This window comes from Nitrospirillum guaranorum, assembly GCF_034653275.1.
Taxonomy (GTDB): Bacteria; Pseudomonadota; Alphaproteobacteria; order Azospirillales; family Azospirillaceae; genus Nitrospirillum.
Genome location: NZ_JAYEES010000004.1, coordinates 266,646 through 282,922, shown reverse-complemented (window position 1 = coordinate 282,922; position 16,277 = coordinate 266,646). Strand labels below are relative to the sequence as shown.

The 16,277-nt window shown below is 66.5% G+C and carries 15 protein-coding genes and 3 tRNA genes; 1 reads left to right on the top strand and 17 read right to left on the bottom strand.

The genetic code is table 11. The annotated features are described in order from the left end of the window. Positions 1-4 precede the first annotated feature (4 nt). From nuoE to UAJ10_RS23040, 17 genes are all read right to left on the bottom strand, one after another. Positions 5-637, bottom strand: coding sequence for an NADH-quinone oxidoreductase subunit NuoE (gene nuoE / locus UAJ10_RS23120; protein ID WP_145608528.1), 633 nt, complete (start codon positions 635-637; stop codon positions 5-7). Continuing rightward, positions 634-1,827 carry an NADH-quinone oxidoreductase subunit D gene (locus UAJ10_RS23115; RefSeq protein WP_322917607.1) on the bottom strand — a complete coding sequence of 398 codons (1,194 nt, stop codon included), beginning with the start codon at positions 1,825-1,827 and terminating at the stop codon, positions 634-636. Before UAJ10_RS23115 ends, nuoE begins: the two co-directional genes overlap by 4 nt. An 8-nt stretch (positions 1,828-1,835) precedes the next feature. Next, a complete protein-coding gene (locus tag UAJ10_RS23110) occupies positions 1,836-2,483 on the bottom strand; it encodes an NADH-quinone oxidoreductase subunit C (RefSeq protein WP_322917606.1) in 648 nt (215 codons plus the stop codon). A 21-nt stretch (positions 2,484-2,504) separates the two neighbouring features. Then, positions 2,505-3,077 (bottom strand): NuoB/complex I 20 kDa subunit family protein, encoded by a 573-nt coding sequence (locus UAJ10_RS23105; protein ID WP_040849827.1) that lies wholly within the window; start codon positions 3,075-3,077, stop codon positions 2,505-2,507. A 95-nt stretch (positions 3,078-3,172) separates the two neighbouring features. Further along, positions 3,173-3,541 (bottom strand): NADH-quinone oxidoreductase subunit A, encoded by a 369-nt coding sequence (locus UAJ10_RS23100; RefSeq protein ID WP_040849814.1) that lies wholly within the window; start codon positions 3,539-3,541, stop codon positions 3,173-3,175. Positions 3,542-3,988: 447 nt separating this feature from the next. After that, positions 3,989-4,065 (bottom strand) — tRNA-Asp (locus tag UAJ10_RS23095). Positions 4,066-4,241: 176 nt separating this feature from the next. Beyond that, positions 4,242-4,466, bottom strand: a complete 225-nt coding sequence (locus tag UAJ10_RS23090) for a hypothetical protein (protein ID WP_145608533.1) — start codon at positions 4,464-4,466, stop codon at positions 4,242-4,244. 191 nt (positions 4,467-4,657) lie between these two features. Further along, the gene (locus tag UAJ10_RS23085; protein WP_322917605.1) at positions 4,658-6,337 is read right to left on the bottom strand and encodes a Na+/H+ antiporter; all 1,680 of its coding nucleotides are present in this window, start codon (positions 6,335-6,337) and stop codon (positions 4,658-4,660) included. A gap of 45 nt (positions 6,338-6,382) precedes the next feature. Further along, the gene (locus UAJ10_RS23080; RefSeq protein WP_322917604.1) at positions 6,383-6,601 is read right to left on the bottom strand and encodes a hypothetical protein; all 219 of its coding nucleotides are present in this window, start codon (positions 6,599-6,601) and stop codon (positions 6,383-6,385) included. Next, a complete protein-coding gene (locus tag UAJ10_RS23075; protein ID WP_322917603.1) occupies positions 6,598-7,461 on the bottom strand; it encodes a hypothetical protein in 864 nt (287 codons plus the stop codon). The genes UAJ10_RS23080 and UAJ10_RS23075 overlap by 4 nt, the downstream gene beginning before the upstream one ends. A 320-nt stretch (positions 7,462-7,781) precedes the next feature. Further along, positions 7,782-7,856, bottom strand: a tRNA-Val gene (locus UAJ10_RS23070). A gap of 328 nt (positions 7,857-8,184) precedes the next feature. Beyond that, complete coding sequence (locus UAJ10_RS23065; RefSeq protein ID WP_004274300.1) at positions 8,185-8,457, bottom strand: HU family DNA-binding protein; 273 nt, start codon at positions 8,455-8,457, stop codon at positions 8,185-8,187. Positions 8,458-8,617: 160 nt separating this feature from the next. Continuing rightward, positions 8,618-11,026 carry an endopeptidase La gene (gene lon / locus UAJ10_RS23060; protein ID WP_322917602.1) on the bottom strand — a complete coding sequence of 803 codons (2,409 nt, stop codon included), beginning with the start codon at positions 11,024-11,026 and terminating at the stop codon, positions 8,618-8,620. Between the two features lie 360 nt (positions 11,027-11,386). Beyond that, positions 11,387-12,652 carry an ATP-dependent Clp protease ATP-binding subunit ClpX gene (gene clpX, locus UAJ10_RS23055; protein WP_040849805.1) on the bottom strand — a complete coding sequence of 422 codons (1,266 nt, stop codon included), beginning with the start codon at positions 12,650-12,652 and terminating at the stop codon, positions 11,387-11,389. A gap of 265 nt (positions 12,653-12,917) precedes the next feature. After that, positions 12,918-13,553 (bottom strand): ATP-dependent Clp endopeptidase proteolytic subunit ClpP, encoded by a 636-nt coding sequence (gene clpP, locus UAJ10_RS23050; protein WP_145608540.1) that lies wholly within the window; start codon positions 13,551-13,553, stop codon positions 12,918-12,920. A gap of 131 nt (positions 13,554-13,684) precedes the next feature. Further along, positions 13,685-15,022, bottom strand: a complete 1,338-nt coding sequence (gene tig / locus UAJ10_RS23045) for a trigger factor (RefSeq protein WP_322917601.1) — start codon at positions 15,020-15,022, stop codon at positions 13,685-13,687. Between the two features lie 108 nt (positions 15,023-15,130). Beyond that, positions 15,131-15,215, bottom strand: a tRNA-Leu gene (locus tag UAJ10_RS23040). A gap of 351 nt (positions 15,216-15,566) precedes the next feature. Between UAJ10_RS23040 and UAJ10_RS23035 the strand changes: the two genes are divergently transcribed. After that, a complete protein-coding gene (locus UAJ10_RS23035) occupies positions 15,567-16,256 on the top strand; it encodes a GNAT family N-acetyltransferase (RefSeq protein ID WP_322917600.1) in 690 nt (229 codons plus the stop codon). The last annotated feature ends 21 nt before the right edge of the window (positions 16,257-16,277 follow it).

Genomic DNA, 16,277 nt, shown 5'->3' with positions numbered 1-16,277 from the left:
GGCCTTACTCCTGCGACGCCGGCTTGACGCCGTTACGCTGCGCCATCTCGATCAGGGTCGTCGGACCGCCGATGGGCGCGGAATTGATGCGGCCGTTCTGCGGGCCGGGCTTGGGCGTCTCGCCCCGGATCAGGGTGTCCAGCAGCGCCTCGGTCGAGGGGCCGTCCAGATCCTCGTAATAGATGTCGTTGAGCGAGATGACGGGCGCGTTGACGCAGGCGCCGGCGCACTCCACCTCGACCACCGTGAACTGGCCGTCGGCCGTGGTCTCGCCCGGGCCGATGCCCAGCTTGCGCTTGCACGCCGCCAGCACCTCGTCCGACCCGCGCAGCCAGCAGGGGGTGGTCGTGCAGACCTGCACGAAGTGCTTACCCACCGGCTTCAGGTTGTACATGGTGTAGAAGCTGGCGACCTCGTACACGCGGATGGGAGCCATGCCCAGCATGCCGGCGACGTAGTCCATGGCGGCGCGGGGCAGCCAGTTGTCGTGCTGGCGCTGGGCCAGGTCCAACAGCGGCATCACGGCGCTCGCCTGGCGGCCTTCCGGATACTTGGCGATGATCCGCTGGGCCAGGGCCAGGTTGTCGGCGGTGAATTCGAAGGTCGCCGGACCGGCAGGGGTCTCGGAAGCGCTCATCGGTCGATCTCTCCGAACACGACGTCGATGGAGCCGATGATCGCGACGGCGTCGGCGAGCATGTGGCCCCGGGACATGAAATCAACACCCTGCAGATGGGCGATGCCCGTCGGCCGGATCTTGCAACGATAAGGACGGTTGGATCCGTCGGAGACCAAGTACACGCCGAACTCGCCCTTGGGCGATTCCGTGGCGGTGTAGGTCTCGCCGGCGGGGACGTGATAACCCTCGGTGTACAGCTTGAAGTGATGGATCAGCGATTCCATCGAGCGCTTCATGTCGCCGCGCGGCGGCGGGGCGATCTTGCGGTCGTCCACCTTCACCGCACCCGGGGTCTGGCGCAGCTTGGCCACCGCCTGCTGCACGATCCGGTTGGACTGCCGCATCTCCTCCACGCGCACCAGGTAGCGGGCGTAGCAGTCGCCCGTCTTGCCCACGGCGACGTCGAAGTCGTACTCGGCGTAGGTGTCGTAGGGCTGGGCCTTGCGCAAGTCCCACGGGATGCCGGAGGCGCGCAGCACCGGGCCGGTGAAACCCCAGGCCAGCGCCTCGTCACCCGAGACGATGCCGATGTCGACCAGGCGCTGCTTGAAGATGCGGTTGGCGGTCAGCAGGCCTTCCACGTCATCGACAAACTTCTCGAACTTGGCCGCGTAGGCATCGATGTCGTCCAGCATGCCGGCCGGCAGGTCCTGATGGACGCCGCCCACGCGGAAGTAGTTGGCGTGCATGCGGGCGCCCGACACCCGCTCGTAGAACTCCATGAGCAGCTCGCGCTCCTCGAAGCCCCACAGGGCCGGGGTCAGCGCGCCCACGTCCATGGCGAACGTCGTGACGTTCAGCAGGTGGTTCAGGATGCGGGTCAGCTCGGCGAACAGCACGCGGATGTGCTGCGCGCGCTTGGGCGGGGTGATGCCCAGCAGCTTCTCCGCGGCCAGCACGAAGCTGTGCTCCTCCGACATCGGGGACACGTAGTCCAGCCGGTCGAAGTAGGGCATCGCCTGGATGTAGGTCTTGTACTCGATGAGCTTCTCGGTGCCGCGGTGCAGCAGACCGATGTGCGGGTCGGCCCGCTCGACGATCTCGCCGTCCATCTCCAGAACCAGGCGCAACACGCCGTGGGCGGCAGGGTGCTGCGGCCCGAAGTTCATCGTGTAGGGTTTGATTTGGCTTTCGACAGGATTGGCCATGGCCGATCTCACTTCTTCACGCCGCCGTCGCGCAGCGACGCGCCCAGCGGGATGACCGCCTTCTCGTCGCCCGGCAGTTGCACATCGGTCATCGCCTCCCAGGGCGACATGAAATCAAAGGCCCGGAAGTCCTGCGTCAGCTTCACCGGCTCATAGACGACGCGCTTCTGCTCGTCGTCGTAGCGGACCTCGACGTAGCCCGTCAGGGGGAAGTCCTTGCGCAGGGGGTGACCTTCGAAACCGTAGTCGGTCAGGATGCGGCGCAGGTCTGGATGGCCCGCGAAGAACACACCGAACATGTCCCAGGTCTCGCGCTCGTACCAGCCGGCGGCCGGGAACAGCGGGACGCAGGACGGGACGGGCGTGTCCTCATCCGTGGTGACCTTCACCCGCGCGCGCAGGTTCTTGGACACCGACAGCAGCATGTAGTTGACCTCGAACCGCTCCGGCTTGGACGGCCAGTCCACCGCGGTGATGTCCACCAGCTGGGTGCAGCGGCAGCCGGCGTCGTCGCGCAGCACCGTCAGGGTCTGCAGCAGGCCCTCGCGCGTGGTGCGGACCACCAGCTCGCCGTTCTGGATCTCGGTGCCGGTCACGGCGCCCGGCAGGGCCGCCGCGATCTTGGCGCCCAGCGCCTGTAGGGTTTCTTCGTTCATTCCCGATCCCTCGAGGGCCGCTTAGCGCCGAACCAGGCGGTTACCGCCCTTGATCTTCTTCTGCAGCTGCAGCACGCCGTAGACCAGCGCCTCAGCCGTGGGCGGGCAGCCCGGAACGTAGATGTCCACGGGCACGATGCGGTCGCAGCCGCGCACCACGGAATAGCTGTAGTGGTAGTAGCCGCCGCCGTTGGCGCAGGAGCCCATGGAGATGACCCAGCGCGGCTCCGCCATCTGGTCGTAAACCTTGCGCAGGGCCGGGGCCATCTTGTTGCACAGGGTGCCGGCCACGATCATCACGTCCGACTGGCGCGGGCTGGGACGCGGGATCACGCCGAACCGGTCCAGGTCGAAGCGGCTCATGTAGGCGTGGATCATTTCCACGGCGCAGCAGGCCAGGCCGAACGTCATGGGCCACAGGGAACCGGTGCGCGCCCATTCCTGCAGGGCGTCCAGCTTGGCGACGACGAACCCCTTGTCCTGCAACTCCGTCGTCACGGCCTTGATGTAGGCGTCCTGGGCGGGGCCCGGCGGCAGGGGCGCGCCCGCACCGGCGGGAACACCGGCGGGGGAAACGGAAGAGTGGGTTGGCAAAGACGTCACGGGTCTGGCTCCGGTGTGAACGGGCAGCGATGCGAAGGAACGAGGGGAAAAGGCTCAAGCGCCGGGCTGGGGTCACCCCCGGGGGATCACTCCCAGTCCAGCGCGCCCTTCTTCCATTCGTAGATGAAGCCGATGGTCAGGATGCCCAGGAAGGCCATCATGGACCAGAAGCCGAACAGGCCGATGCGGCCCAGCGACACGGCCCACGGGAACAGGAAGGCCACTTCCAGGTCGAAGATGATGAACAGGATGGCGACCAGGTAGAAGCGCACGTCGAACTTGCTGCGGGCGTCGTTGAACGGCTCGAAGCCACATTCGTACGCCGACAGCTTCTCGCTATCCGGCTTCTGCTTGGCGACCAGCATGGAGCCGAACACCATCGCCGCCGCGATCACCCCGGCGATGGCCAGGAAGATGATGATCGGCAGATACTGGCTCAGCAGCTCGGTGGACATAACCTGACTGGACATGAGTGTGCCCCAAATTTCGTCCCGGTTGGCCCGACGGGGCTTGCGGAAGGTGCCAGCCGCAACCAAGTGCATGAAGCCCAGGCCCACACATCTGATTGTCGGTTTTTGGCCCCACCCGGCCTGCCCGCCGGTTCTGGACATAACCTCCGAACCCATGCGGGGGTCCGGACGCCTGCAACAAAAGCCCGGCTTGGGGCCGGGCGTGTTGGAATATAGGCGGGTGCCGTGCCCAAGGAAAGCAAATTACGCCATGCGCGCCGTAGGGGCCAAGGCGCTGAAAATACGGGGGAAATGTCCGGAAACGAAGTTGTTGAGATCCACTCTCAACCGTTGCTCTACCGCAGGTGCGAGAACCCCGTAAAGCAAGCAGGCCGCGCTGTTGCCAGCGCGGCCTTGCTAACGCATCGAACCGTCTATCAAGGTTCGATGAAGTGGCGCGAGTGACGGGACTTGAACCCGCGGCCTCCGGCGTGACAGGCCGGCGCTCTAACCAACTGAGCTACACCCGCGTCGTCTGCAACGTTGCTTTTCGGCCTTATTTCGCCCCGTCCGTTTCATCGTTCGGTGCGTTTCGCGCCGTCAGCGTCGCTGCGGTGCGCGGTTTGTAGTAAAAACGCCCACCCCTTGTCAAACAAGAAAAACGCGGCGGCGCCGATTTTTTTGTTTTTTTTCTAATATGCTGATTTCACGCGACTTTTTGAGCGCGACGCAGGCTGTCCAGCCGGTCAAGCGCATCCAGCAGGCGCATCGGCACGCCGCGATGGTCCACCGCATCGGGCCCGCCGAAGGCCGTCATGCTCAGTTCCAGGGCCTGGGCCAGCGGCTCCGCCACCGTAAGGTTGCCCTGCTCCACCGCCAGTTCCAGCGCGCTCAGAATCCGATCGCCCAGGCGGCGCTCATCACTCTCCATGACCCTATGCTCCGGTTCGTTGCCAGGCAGGCCCCCCGGGCTCATGCGGCCGGGGCTGGTTCGAGGGTAGCACTTTCCGGGAAGGCGCCCGACGGGAAAACGACCACTGCTGTGGGATAGGGGCAGCCATGTGCGCGCCGGCCGGCGACCCCGCCACTGCAAGTAGCGACGGCGGGACGGGGGCCCCGTGCTCAGAGCACGCGGGAGCGGCCGAGCGACGCTTCCATCATGTCCAGGCTGTGCATCATACGGCGCCAGGTCTCCTCGCTGATGGCATGGATGCGGTGCAGGCGCGCCAGTTCGTCGCGCTTCGCCCGCACGGCGACCAGACGCAGTTCCGCCTCGATGGCCAGGCGCCGCCGGTTCTGGGCCAACGCGTCCACCGGCATGTCGGGGTCCTCCACCTGCCGGCGGTAAAACTCCATCAGGCGCAACGCCGCCTCGGTATAGAGGTCGGCCTCGGACGCGGCGGGGGAGACGGCATGGTGGGCCTGCTCCAGCCGGCGCAGGGCGGCGCGGGCCAAGGCGGCCTCCGCCACCCTCTCCTCCTCCACCGCCGCATCCTCCTCCGGCATGTTCAGGCCCCGCAGCAGCCAGGGCAGCGCCAGGCTGGCCAAGAGCAGCGACACCAGGATCACGCCCGAGGCCAGGAAGATGGCGACGTCGCGCCCGGGGAAGGGCACCCCCTCCCGCAGCCATTGCGGCAGGGACAGCACGCCGGCCAGGGTGACGGCCCCGCGCACGCCGGCCACGGCGGTGACGTTGATCAGGCGCAGGGTGGAGCCGGACGGCCCGCCGGGGCGGCCGCGTCCCCGCCGCCGCCCCAGGGCCCGCCCGATGGCCAGCGACAGCCAGACCCAGACCACCCTCAAGCCCATCAGCGCGCCGCAGATGATGAGGACGTGCAGGCCCAGCCATCCCAGGCTGACCTGCGTTTCCATGGGGCCTGTGTGCGGCGCGCCCGCCTGCATGGCGATCATGGGCGCCTGGACCAGGATGCCGGGCAGCTGCCAGCCCAATAGCACGAAGATGACACCGTTGAGGGTGAACTGGATCATGTCCCCCACCGCCGTGCCCTGCAGGCGGGTGGCCACCTCGCCCGCCTCCTCCAGCGGCAGCAGGTTCAGCGTCATGCCGGCGGCCACGGCCGCCAGGATGCCGGACATGTCCAGATGCTCCGCCGCCAGATAGGCGGCGAAGGGCACCAGCAGCATGGTCAGGATGGTGGCGCCGGGGGAATCGCCCCGCGCGCGGACGATCCAGCCCTGGGCCAGGCGCACGGCGGCGACCACCACCAGCCCCACCAGCAGGCCGCCCCCCGCCGCCCAGAGGAAGGCGGCGGTCGCGGCCCCGATGGAAAAGGTGCCGGTCAGCGCCGCCGTCACGGCGAACTGCAGGCACACCAGGCCGGAGGCGTCGTTCAGCAGCGCCTCCCCCTCCAAGATGTGCTTCAGGCGGCGGGGCATGCCGCCGCCGCCGCCCGTCATGCCGGAAACGGCTACGGCGTCGGTGGGCGACAGCACGGCCGCCAGGGCGAAGGCGGTGGACAGCGGAACCGCCGGCAGCAGCCAGTGGATGACATGGCCCGCCCCCACAACGGTGAACACCACCAGGCCCACCGCCAGGGTCAGGATGATGCCGCCCAGGCGCCGCAACTCCGTCGCCGGGAACCGCCAGGCGTCCAGGAACAGCAACGGCGGGATGAACACCAACAGGAAGAGGTCGGGGTTGAGGACGATGGGAACACCCGATGCCCAGCCCAGCGCCGCCCCCAGCGCCACCTGGACCAGGGGCTGGGGCACCCGCGTCACGAACCGGCCGATGACGCCGGAAACCGCCACGGTCACCAGCAGAATCAGGACGGCGGTCATTGTTTCCATGGGGCGGGTCTAGTCCAGGCGCGGGGGGCGTGCGGGTCAGTGTCCAGGCCGGTTCCGGCCCACCAGCAGGGCCGCCGCCAGGACCACGATGCCCAGGACGATGACCAGAACGTTCATCCACGGGCCAGCGGCACGGTCGTGATTCATATCCCAGACGCGTCCGCCGATCATGGCCAAGCCCAGGAGGATGAGCAAGATGCGGTGCTGCCGGGTCAACCCGCCGGGCGCGCCATCTGGCGGCAGCAGGTCCTTCATCGGCCCCCGTCCCCCGCGACCGGCAGGACCAGGGCCGCCGTCCCGTCCTGGCTCAGGGCCCGGTGCGCCCGGGCCAGAGCCACGCCCAGCAGGGCGACGCAGATGAAGTTGACGATGGCCATGGCCAAGCTCCACAGCAGGCTGACGGCCACGTCGGGGGGCGAGGTCGTACTGGCGGTCAGCCAGTCGCCCATCAGCAGGCGGTTGATGAAGAAGCAGGGCACCTGCAGCGCCGCCTGGCTTGCCAGGACCACGCCCGTCAGGCGCCAGCCGAGGACGGACGAGGCGTTCCAGTAGCGGCTGAAGGCCGGCGCCTCCCCCGCCAGGACGGCCATCAGGCCGATGCCGAGGCGCACGGTGACATGCAACACCAGGACGCTGACGGCGATGGCACCCGCCAGGACCGCCAACCACACACCCGGACCCGCCAAATCCTCGGACGCGGAATCCGTGACCAGGGCGCGGGCGAACATCAGCACCATCAGGGCGATGAGGAGCATGAAGAAATAGAGGATCTGCCAGCCGGTGGCGGCCCATTCATTGCGGCCGAACCCCGGCTGCAGGAAGGTGACCGGCTCCTGCCCCGTGCGGACCCAGCGCCCCCAGGCGGACAGGGAGCGCATGTGCGCCCAGGTCTGGAAGACGACCAGCACCAGGAAGATGAAGCCGAACTCGCCCCACTGCTCCTGGGCGGGCTCATGGCCCAGATATTGGATGCTGCGGAACTGGAAAAAGAGGGCGGCGGCCAGGCTGAACACCGCCGGCATACCCAGGAAACGGGCGATGCGCGCGGGCGCGGCGAACACCTCGCGATAAAGGTCGACCACTTCCCCCAAGACCGACTGGCCGTTCGACGCCATGCCCCCTCCAGAACCGGACGCCGTCACCGCCGTCCAACATGCGCAACAGCCCCCTGGCCTCACCAAGAGGGGTGAGGGCGGAATGGGCCCGCGCGTTTCCCGATCACAAAAATGCCCCGTACCGCGGGATCGCCCCATCACGGGCAGACCCCATATAGGCGACCGGGGGCGATGATTACAGGTTTGGCCCCCTGGTCAAAGTGACAATCCAGGGCCAAACGGCTTGGCGCCACATCCCGCAGCCCCGCCCGGCACGTCCCTGCGGGAGCCCGGCTGCGCGAACAGAATGGAGGGAATCGCCGTCGTGAGATCGTGGCGGATGGTGGGCGGTGAGGGATTTGAACCCCCGGCCCGATGCGTGTAAAGCACCTGCTCTACCCCTGAGCTAACCGCCCATCGCGCGCTTGGCCGGCCCCTTTTTGTCGGGGGGGCCGCCGGAGCAAGAGGCTTTAGCCGCCCGCGCGCCGTTTGGGAACCCCTTTCGCGCCGGCGACTTCCGAAAATAATACGCCCCGGAAACAAAAAAGACGGGAACACCCATCGATGTCCCGCCTTTTATAAGCACTGGCCCGGGACCGGGGCCGGCCGTGGCCGGTGTCCTCCCGAGCGGGCCCGCCGTGCCCATGGGGGCGGCGGGCTTTACCGCGCGTCGTCGGGGGCTGGACCGCGGATGCGGTGGCCGGCCCCCAAGACTGGCGCATAAAAACGGCGCTTGCGCCGTTCTTAGTTCAGCGCGTCCTTCAGGCCCTTGCCGGGCTTGAACTTCGGCTGCTTGCTGGCAGCGATGGAGATCGCCTCACCGGTGCGCGGGTTGCGGCCTTCCGAAGCGGCGCGCTCGGCAACGGCGAAAGTGCCGAAACCAACCAGGCGAACCTCATCACCCTTCTTGAGGGCTTCGGTGATGCCCTCGAACACCGCATCGACCGCCTTGTTCGCATCAGCCTTGGACAGCTCCGCACTCGCGGCGACGGCGGCAACGAGATCGTTCTTATTCACTTAAGGCCCCCCTTCTTGAAGCAGGAATCTGATCTTGGATTTCGTCCCGGTCGCGGGGCACGCGCCGGGATTGGGATTCGGTTCGGACGTACGGCCCCGGGGTTATCCGCCCCGGGGCCGTCGCGTCAGGCCTTCAATTCACACGATTTCGGTTCGTACTTCAATGCCGAATCACGTCGTCCTTACCGTCTTCCGCGGCTTTCGCGGCAACGGGCTCAACGGTTTCGGGCTCCGACCATTCGATCGGCACCAGCGGCTGCACCAGCGCGTTGGCCAGAACCTCGTCCGCCGTCGTCACCGGGATGATGGTCAGGCCACGCTTGACGTTGTCCGGAATGTCAGCGAGGTCCTTCTCATTATCCTTTGGAATCAACACGGTCTTGATGCCGCCACGCAAAGCCGCCAGCAACTTCTCCTTCAGGCCGCCGATGGGCAGGACCCGGCCGCGCAGGGTGATTTCGCCGGTCATGGCGACATCCTTGCGCACGGGAATGCCCGTCAGTACCGACACGATGGAGGTCGTCATCGCGACGCCGGCGGACGGACCGTCCTTAGGCGTAGCTCCTTCGGGCACGTGGACGTGGATGTCCTTGCGCTCGAAAAGCGTCGGTTTGATGCCGAACTGGGTCGAACGGGACTTCACGAAGCTCTCGGCGGCCTGCACCGATTCCTTCATGACGTCGCCCAGCTTGCCCGTGGTGGTGACGCGGCCCTTGCCGCGCAGCATCACCGCCTCGATGGTCAGCAGCTCGCCGCCCACCTCGGTCCAGGCAAGACCGGTGGTGCAGCCCACCAGATCCTCCTTCTCCGCCTCGCCATAGTGGAACCGGCGCACGCCGGCGTACTTGTCGAGGTTGCGGCGGGTGATCGACACCTTGTCGACCCCCTTCATCAGGATCTCCTTGATGGCCTTGCGGGCCAGGTTGGCGATCTCACGCTCCAGGCTGCGCACGCCGGCTTCCCGGGTGTAGTAGCGGATGAGGTCGCGCAACGCGTCGTCGGAGATGGTGAACTCGCCCGCCTTCAGACCGTGCGACTTCAGCTCCTTGTCGATCAAGTGGCCGCGGGTGATCTCGATCTTCTCGTCCTCGGTGTAGCCCGACAGCCGGATCACCTCCATGCGGTCCAGCAGGGGCTGGGGCATGCGCAGGGTGTTGGCCGTGCAGACGAACATCACGTCGGAGAGGTCGTAGTCCACCTCCAGGTAGTGATCGTTGAAGGTGCCGTTCTGCTCGGGATCCAGGACCTCCAGCAGGGCGGAGGACGGGTCGCCCCGCCAATCGGCGCCCAGCTTGTCGATCTCGTCCAGCAGGAACAGCGGGTTCGACGACTTCGCCTTCTTCATGCCCTGGATGACTTTGCCGGGCATGGAGCCGATGTAGGTGCGGCGGTGGCCGCGCACCTCGGCCTCATCCCGCACGCCGCCCAGCGACACGCGGACGAAGTTGCGGCCCGTAGCCTTGGCGATGGACTTGCCGAGCGAGGTCTTGCCCACGCCGGGCGGGCCGACCAGGCACAGGATCGGACCCTTCACCTTGTCCATGCGCTGCTGCACGGCCAGGTACTCCAGGATGCGCTCCTTGACCTTCTCCAGACCGTAGTGATCGGCATCCAGGATGGCCTCGGCCCCCTTGATGTCCTTCTTCACCTTGGTGCGCTTCTTCCACGGAATGGACAGCATCCAGTCCAGGTAGTTGCGCACGACGGTCGCCTCCGCGGACATGGGGCTCATGGTCCGCAGCTTTTTGACCTCGGCCAGCGCCTTTTCCCGGGCTTCCTTGCTGAAGCGGGTCTTGGCGATACGCTCCTCGAGCTCGGCGACCTCGTCCTTGCCATCCTCGGACTCGCCGAGTTCCTTCTGGATGGCCTTCATCTGCTCGTTCAGATAGTACTCGCGCTGGGTCTTCTCCATCTGCCGCTTGACGCGGTTGCGGATGCGCTTTTCCACCTGGAGCACGCCGATCTCGCCTTCCATGAAGGCGTAGACTTTCTCCAGCCGCTCACCCACCGTCGCCGCTTCCAGAAGCTGCTGCTTCTCCGGAATCTTCAGCGCCAGGTGCGAGGCGATGGTGTCGGCCAGCTTGCCCGGCTCCTCGATCTGGTTGACCGAGACCAGGACCTCCGGCGGGATCTTCTTGTTCAGCTTGATGTACTGTTCGAACTGGGCCACCGCGGCGCGGGCCAGGGCCTCCGCCTCCTGCGCTTCGCCCGTCTTTTCCTCGATGGGCTCGGCATAGGCCTGGAAGAAGTCCTCGTTGCGCTCGAAGCTGACGATGCGCGCGCGCTGCCCGCCTTCGACCAGCACCTTCACCGTCCCGTCGGGCAGCTTCAGCAGCTGCAGCACGGTGCCGATGGTGCCGACGGAATAGATGTCGTCGGGCGTGGGATCGTCCTGGGCGGCGTTCTTCTGGGTGACCAGCAGGATCTGCTTGTCATCCTTCATCACGTCTTCCAGCGCGCGCACCGACTTTTCGCGCCCCACGAACAGGGGCACGATCATGTGCGGGAACACCACGATGTCGCGCAGGGGGAGGACCGGGTAAAGGGTTCCTCGGGTGGCTTCCAACATAGATCTGACCTTCCACTCAGAATCTCAGCGGCCAGCCCGTGATGGGCCTGGCCCGCCATCCACCAGCCGCCCCGTCATGGGCACGGCGTCGGGAGGTCGCCCTGGTAACGTGGCACACCGACACACCCCCTTCAAGGGCTTGAACCCGACGAAATCTGCGCTACGGAAGGGTTGGGCGGCGGGAAAATCGCGCTTTTGCAAGCATGTGCGCCGGCATGTGGGGCTTGAGCGTTCCCAAGTGCCTGGATTCCGGGCCAATTATGCGGCGAAGGCAAAATAAAACCCGGGAAACCCCCACAATCGGGGACTTCCCGGGTCTTGAAACTATCCGAACTGGCTATCGCGGATGCACGGAGCCCGTCAGGCGACGGGTGCCGCCTCCGCCTTGCGGTCGGCATAGATGTACAGCGGCTGGGCGCGGCCCTCGACCACCTCGCCATTGATGACGATCTCATCCACGCCCTGGAGGCCCGGCAGATCGAACATCGACTCCAGCAGGATGGACTCCATGATGGAGCGCAGGCCACGGGCGCCGGTCTTGCGCTGAATGGCCTTGTTGGCGATGGACTTCAGGGCCTCTTCGGCGAAGGACAGCTTCACGTCCTCCATCTCGAACAGGCGCTGATACTGCTTCACCAGCGCGTTCTTGGGCTTGGTCAGGATCTCGATCAGCGCTTCCTCATCCAGATCGTTCAGCGTCGCCACCACGGGCAGACGGCCGACGAATTCCGGGATGAGGCCGAACTTCAGCAGATCCTCGGGCTCCACCTCGCGCAGGACGTCGCCGGTGCGGCGGTCGTCCGGGCCCTTCACATCGGCGCCGAAGCCGATGGACGTGCCCTTGCCGCGGGCGGCGATGATCTTTTCCAGGCCGGCGAAGGCGCCGCCGCAGATGAACAGGATGTTGGTCGTGTCCACCTGCAGGAATTCCTGCTGCGGATGCTTGCGCCCGCCCTGCGGCGGCACGGAGGCGACGGTGCCTTCCATGATCTTCAGCAAGGCCTGCTGCACGCCCTCGCCCGACACGTCGCGGGTGATGGACGGGTTGTCGGACTTGCGGCTGATCTTGTCGACCTCGTCGATGTAGACGATGCCGCGCTGCGCCCGCTCGACATTGTAGTCGGCGGCCTGCAGCAGCTTGAGGATGATGTTCTCCACGTCCTCGCCCACGTAACCGGCTTCGGTCAGCGTGGTGGCGTCGGCCATGGTGAAGGGGACGTCAATGATGCGGGCCAGCGTCTGGGCCAACAGGGTCTTGCCGCAGCCGGTGGGGCCGATCAGCAGGATGTTGGACTTCGCCAGTTCGACGTCGCTGTGCTTGGTGCCGTGTGCCAGCCGCTTGTAGTGGTTGTGCACGGCGACCGAGAGCACGCGCTTGGCGTGGCTCTGCCCGATGACGTAGTCGTCCAGCACCGCGCAGATGTCGCGCGGGGTGGGAACGCCGTCGCGGGACTTCACCAGCGTCGTCTTGTTCTCTTCGCGGATGATGTCCATGCACAATTCCACGCATTCATCGCAGATGAACACCGTGGGGCCGGCAATGAGCTTCCGCACCTCGTGCTGGCTCTTCCCGCAGAAGGAGCAGTAGAGGGTATTCTTCGAATCGCTGCCGGTCGACTTGGTCATAAAAGCTCCGTACATCACCGGGACAGTCACCCGGAGCCATCACGATGACGGAACCGGGGCCCGATCCTCCCGGGATCGGCCGGCGGACAAGGGGATGAAACACCGCTCACCCGCCACTGCCCACCCATTCAACACCACGGAACGCTGGGCTTTCAACCCCCCGTGTGTCTCTTCGTGTCCGAACACCCATACCGGGGTATCCCGGTGGGGGCGGTCCGGCGGAAGGTCAGTCCCGCCGGAACCCGGACGCTAAACCGTTGGCACCTCAGGCCGCCTGGGCGGTCCCACCGGCGCCGGGACGGGTGGCGATGACGTCGTCGATCAGACCGAACGCCTTGGCCTCGTCCGCGGTCATGAAGTTGTCACGCTCCATCGCCCGTTCGATCTTGTCGATCGGCTGGCCGGTGTGGCGCACATAGATTTCGTTGAGGCGGTGCCGGATCTTCAGGATCTCGCGCGCCTGGATTTCGATGTCCGCCGCCTGGCCCTGGGCGCCGCCCGAGGGCTGGTGGATCATGATGCGGCTGTTGGGCAGCGAGAAGCGCCGGCCCTCGGAGCCGCCCGCCAGCAGCAGCGAGCCCATGGAGGCCGCCTGGCCGATGCACAGGGTCGCCACCGGGCAGCGGATGTACTGCATGGTGTCGTAGATCGCCAGACCCGAGGTCACGATGCCGCCCGGCGAATTGATGTAGAAGGAGATTTCCTTCGTGGGGTTTTCCGCTTCCAGGAACAGAAGCTGGGCGCAGATCAGGCTGGACACCGCGTCGTTCACGCCACCGACGAGGAAGATGATCCGTTCCTTCAACAGGCGCGAATAGATGTCGTAGGCGCGCTCACCCCGGTTGGTCTGCTCGACCACCATGGGGACCAGCGTGTTCATCTGCGGCTCAAAGTCGATCATGCCTGCTCCAGCGCTGCGTCCGACCCGGGGGCCATCCCCGGGCCCGTTGCCGGTCCGGGGGAGGGACGATCCCTCCCCCATTCCGTTTGAATACCGAGGCCCGTCAGAAACCGAAGACGGGAGACGCGACCTTAGGCCGCCTCTTCCTCATCGGGGTCCTGCATCAGCTCTTCAGCCGACACGGGCTTCTCCGTCACCTTAACCTGTCCCAGGATGAAGTCGACAACCTTGTCTTCAAAAACCGGGGCCCGCAGGCTTTCCACCGCCTGGGGGTTGTTCTTGAAGAAGTCGAAAACCTCACGCTCCTGGCCCGGGTAGCGCCGCACCTCGGCCAGCACGGCCTGGTTCAGCTCTTCCCTCGCCACCGTTATATTGTTCTTCTGACCGATCTCGGAAAGGACCAGGCCCAAACGAACACGCCGGACGGCGATGTCGCGGTACTCCTTCCGGAGCTCCTCCTCGTCCTTGCCGGCATCCTCGCCCGCGTCGCCGGCCTTCAGCTCGTCCTGCAGGCGCTTCCAGATCTGGTCGAACTCGATGTCGACCATGCCCTGCGGCACCTCGAAGCTGTGCAGCTCGGCCAGCTGGTCCAGCAGGGCGCGCTTGGCGCGCAGGCGGCTCATGACGGTGTAGTCGCCGCCCAGGCGCTCACGGATCACGGTCTTCAGCGCGGCCAGGTCGTCGAAGCCCAGGCCCTTGGCGAACTCGTCGTCGATGGTCGCCTCGACCGCCTGCTTCACTTCCTTCACATCCACCTCGAACACGGCGGCCTTACCGGCCAGCTCGGCGGCGTGGTAGCCCTCGGGGAAGGTGACGTTGACGGTTCGGTGGTCACCGGCGCGGGTGCCCTCCAGCTGCTCCTCGAAGGTGTCGATGAAGCTGCCGGAGCCCAGCTCCAGCTCATGGCCCTCGCCCTTCATGCCCGGGCGCTTCTCACCGTCAACCGAACCGTCGAAGTCGATGACGACGATGTCACCCTTGGCGGCCGGGCGGTCCTCGGTCAGCGGCGCGGAGGTCTTGCGGCCGGCGGCGATGCGGCCCACGGCCTCGTCCACCTGCTCATCGGTGATCTCGACCACCGGCTTCTCGATGGCCACACCGCTGAGGTCGGCGGGCTCGAATTCCGGCAGCACCTCGTAGGCCAGCTTGAACTCCAGGTCGCTGGCGCTCTCAACCTCGAACTTCACCAGCTCGACCTTGGGCTGCAGGGCGGGACGCAGGCTGTGCTGCTCGACCACCTTGGCGGCGCTGTCGGACATGGCCTTGTCCAACACCTCACCCATCACCGACTGCCCATAGCGCTGCTTCAGCACCGACATCGGCACCTTGCCCGGGCGGAAGCCCGGCATGCGCACGGTCTTGCCAATTTCCTTCAACTGGGCGTCCACGCGGCCGGCCACGTCGGCGGCGGGGATGACGACCGTGTATTCGCGGCGCAGGCCTTCGGTGCTGGTCTCGGTGATGTTCATGGGACTATTCGAACCTGTCTCTTTGATCGGCCCCGGATGCCGGCGTTCCCGGCCTCTGGGTGCCCGGGGCCGGACGGACCACGGGCGGTTGGGTTGATATCTCGTGCTTGGTGCGGGCGAAGGGACTCGAACCCCCACGACTTTCGTCACCGGAACCTAAATCCGGCGCGTCTACCAGTTCCGCCACGCCCGCGGCCAAACCCGGCTCTAGGATCGCTTGGGCGCCCCTTTCCCAGGACCCGCCCCCGCCGGCGCCGGCGGCGCCAATAGGGAATAGGCATGGGAATGGCGCCCGGACCCTTCCAGGCGCCGTCCGATCTATAGCACCCGCGCACCCGCGTAAATAGGAATCTAGGCCAGGGGTGGGGCCTATCAAAGGGCCGAGAGCCATCCGCCCCGGCCCCGCCGGCCAGGCCGGAAGCGGCGGCCAATCCCGGGCGTTCTGGACGAATCATCGCCGAAGCCGGCTATCGGGGGCAACGAAGTGCTTGTTATGCTGCATCTCCCCCTAGGACCACCCGCGCCAACCGAGGTTCCCCGCCGCATGACCACCGCACCGTCGACGCCTCTCATCCCCGATCTGCCCCGCCCCGCCCTGACCGCCGACCGGCTGCCCGGCCGCACGGTGGATCTGGAACGGATAGACCTGGACCGTCACGCGCCGGGCCTGTGGCGGGCGATCGGCCAGCACGCGGGCCTGTGGGACCACATTCCCGGCGGCCCCTTCGCGGACGAGGCGGCCTTCACCCAATGGCTGCGCGACCGCCTGCCCCGGCCGGGGCAGACCATGTACGCGGTGATGGACAAGACGGGCGGCGCGCCGGTGGCCGCCGGCCTGCTGCTGCTGCTGAACGCCAATCCCGACATGGGCACGGTGGAGATGGGCCTGGTCTACGGCCCCCTCCTAAGCCGCAAGGTGACGGGGACGGAGGGCGTGTTCCTGCTGATCGACTACGCGCTGGGCCAAGGGGCGGGCCAGGCGGGCTACCGCCGCCTGGAATGGCGCTGCGGCCCGCCCAATGTCGCCTCGGTCAAGGCGGCGCTGCGCTACGGCTTCACCCATGAAGGCCTGCTGCGCCAGACCATGTGGCTGAAGGGCCGCAACTGGGACAGCAACGTCTTTTCCATTCTGGACGCGGAATGGCCCGCGCGCCGCCAGCGTTTGGCCGCCTGGCTGGAGCCGGGGAACTTCACCCCGGACGGCCAGCAGAAGACGCCGCTGGGGGCGTTGTAAGGGCTTAGGTCGCCCTTAAAC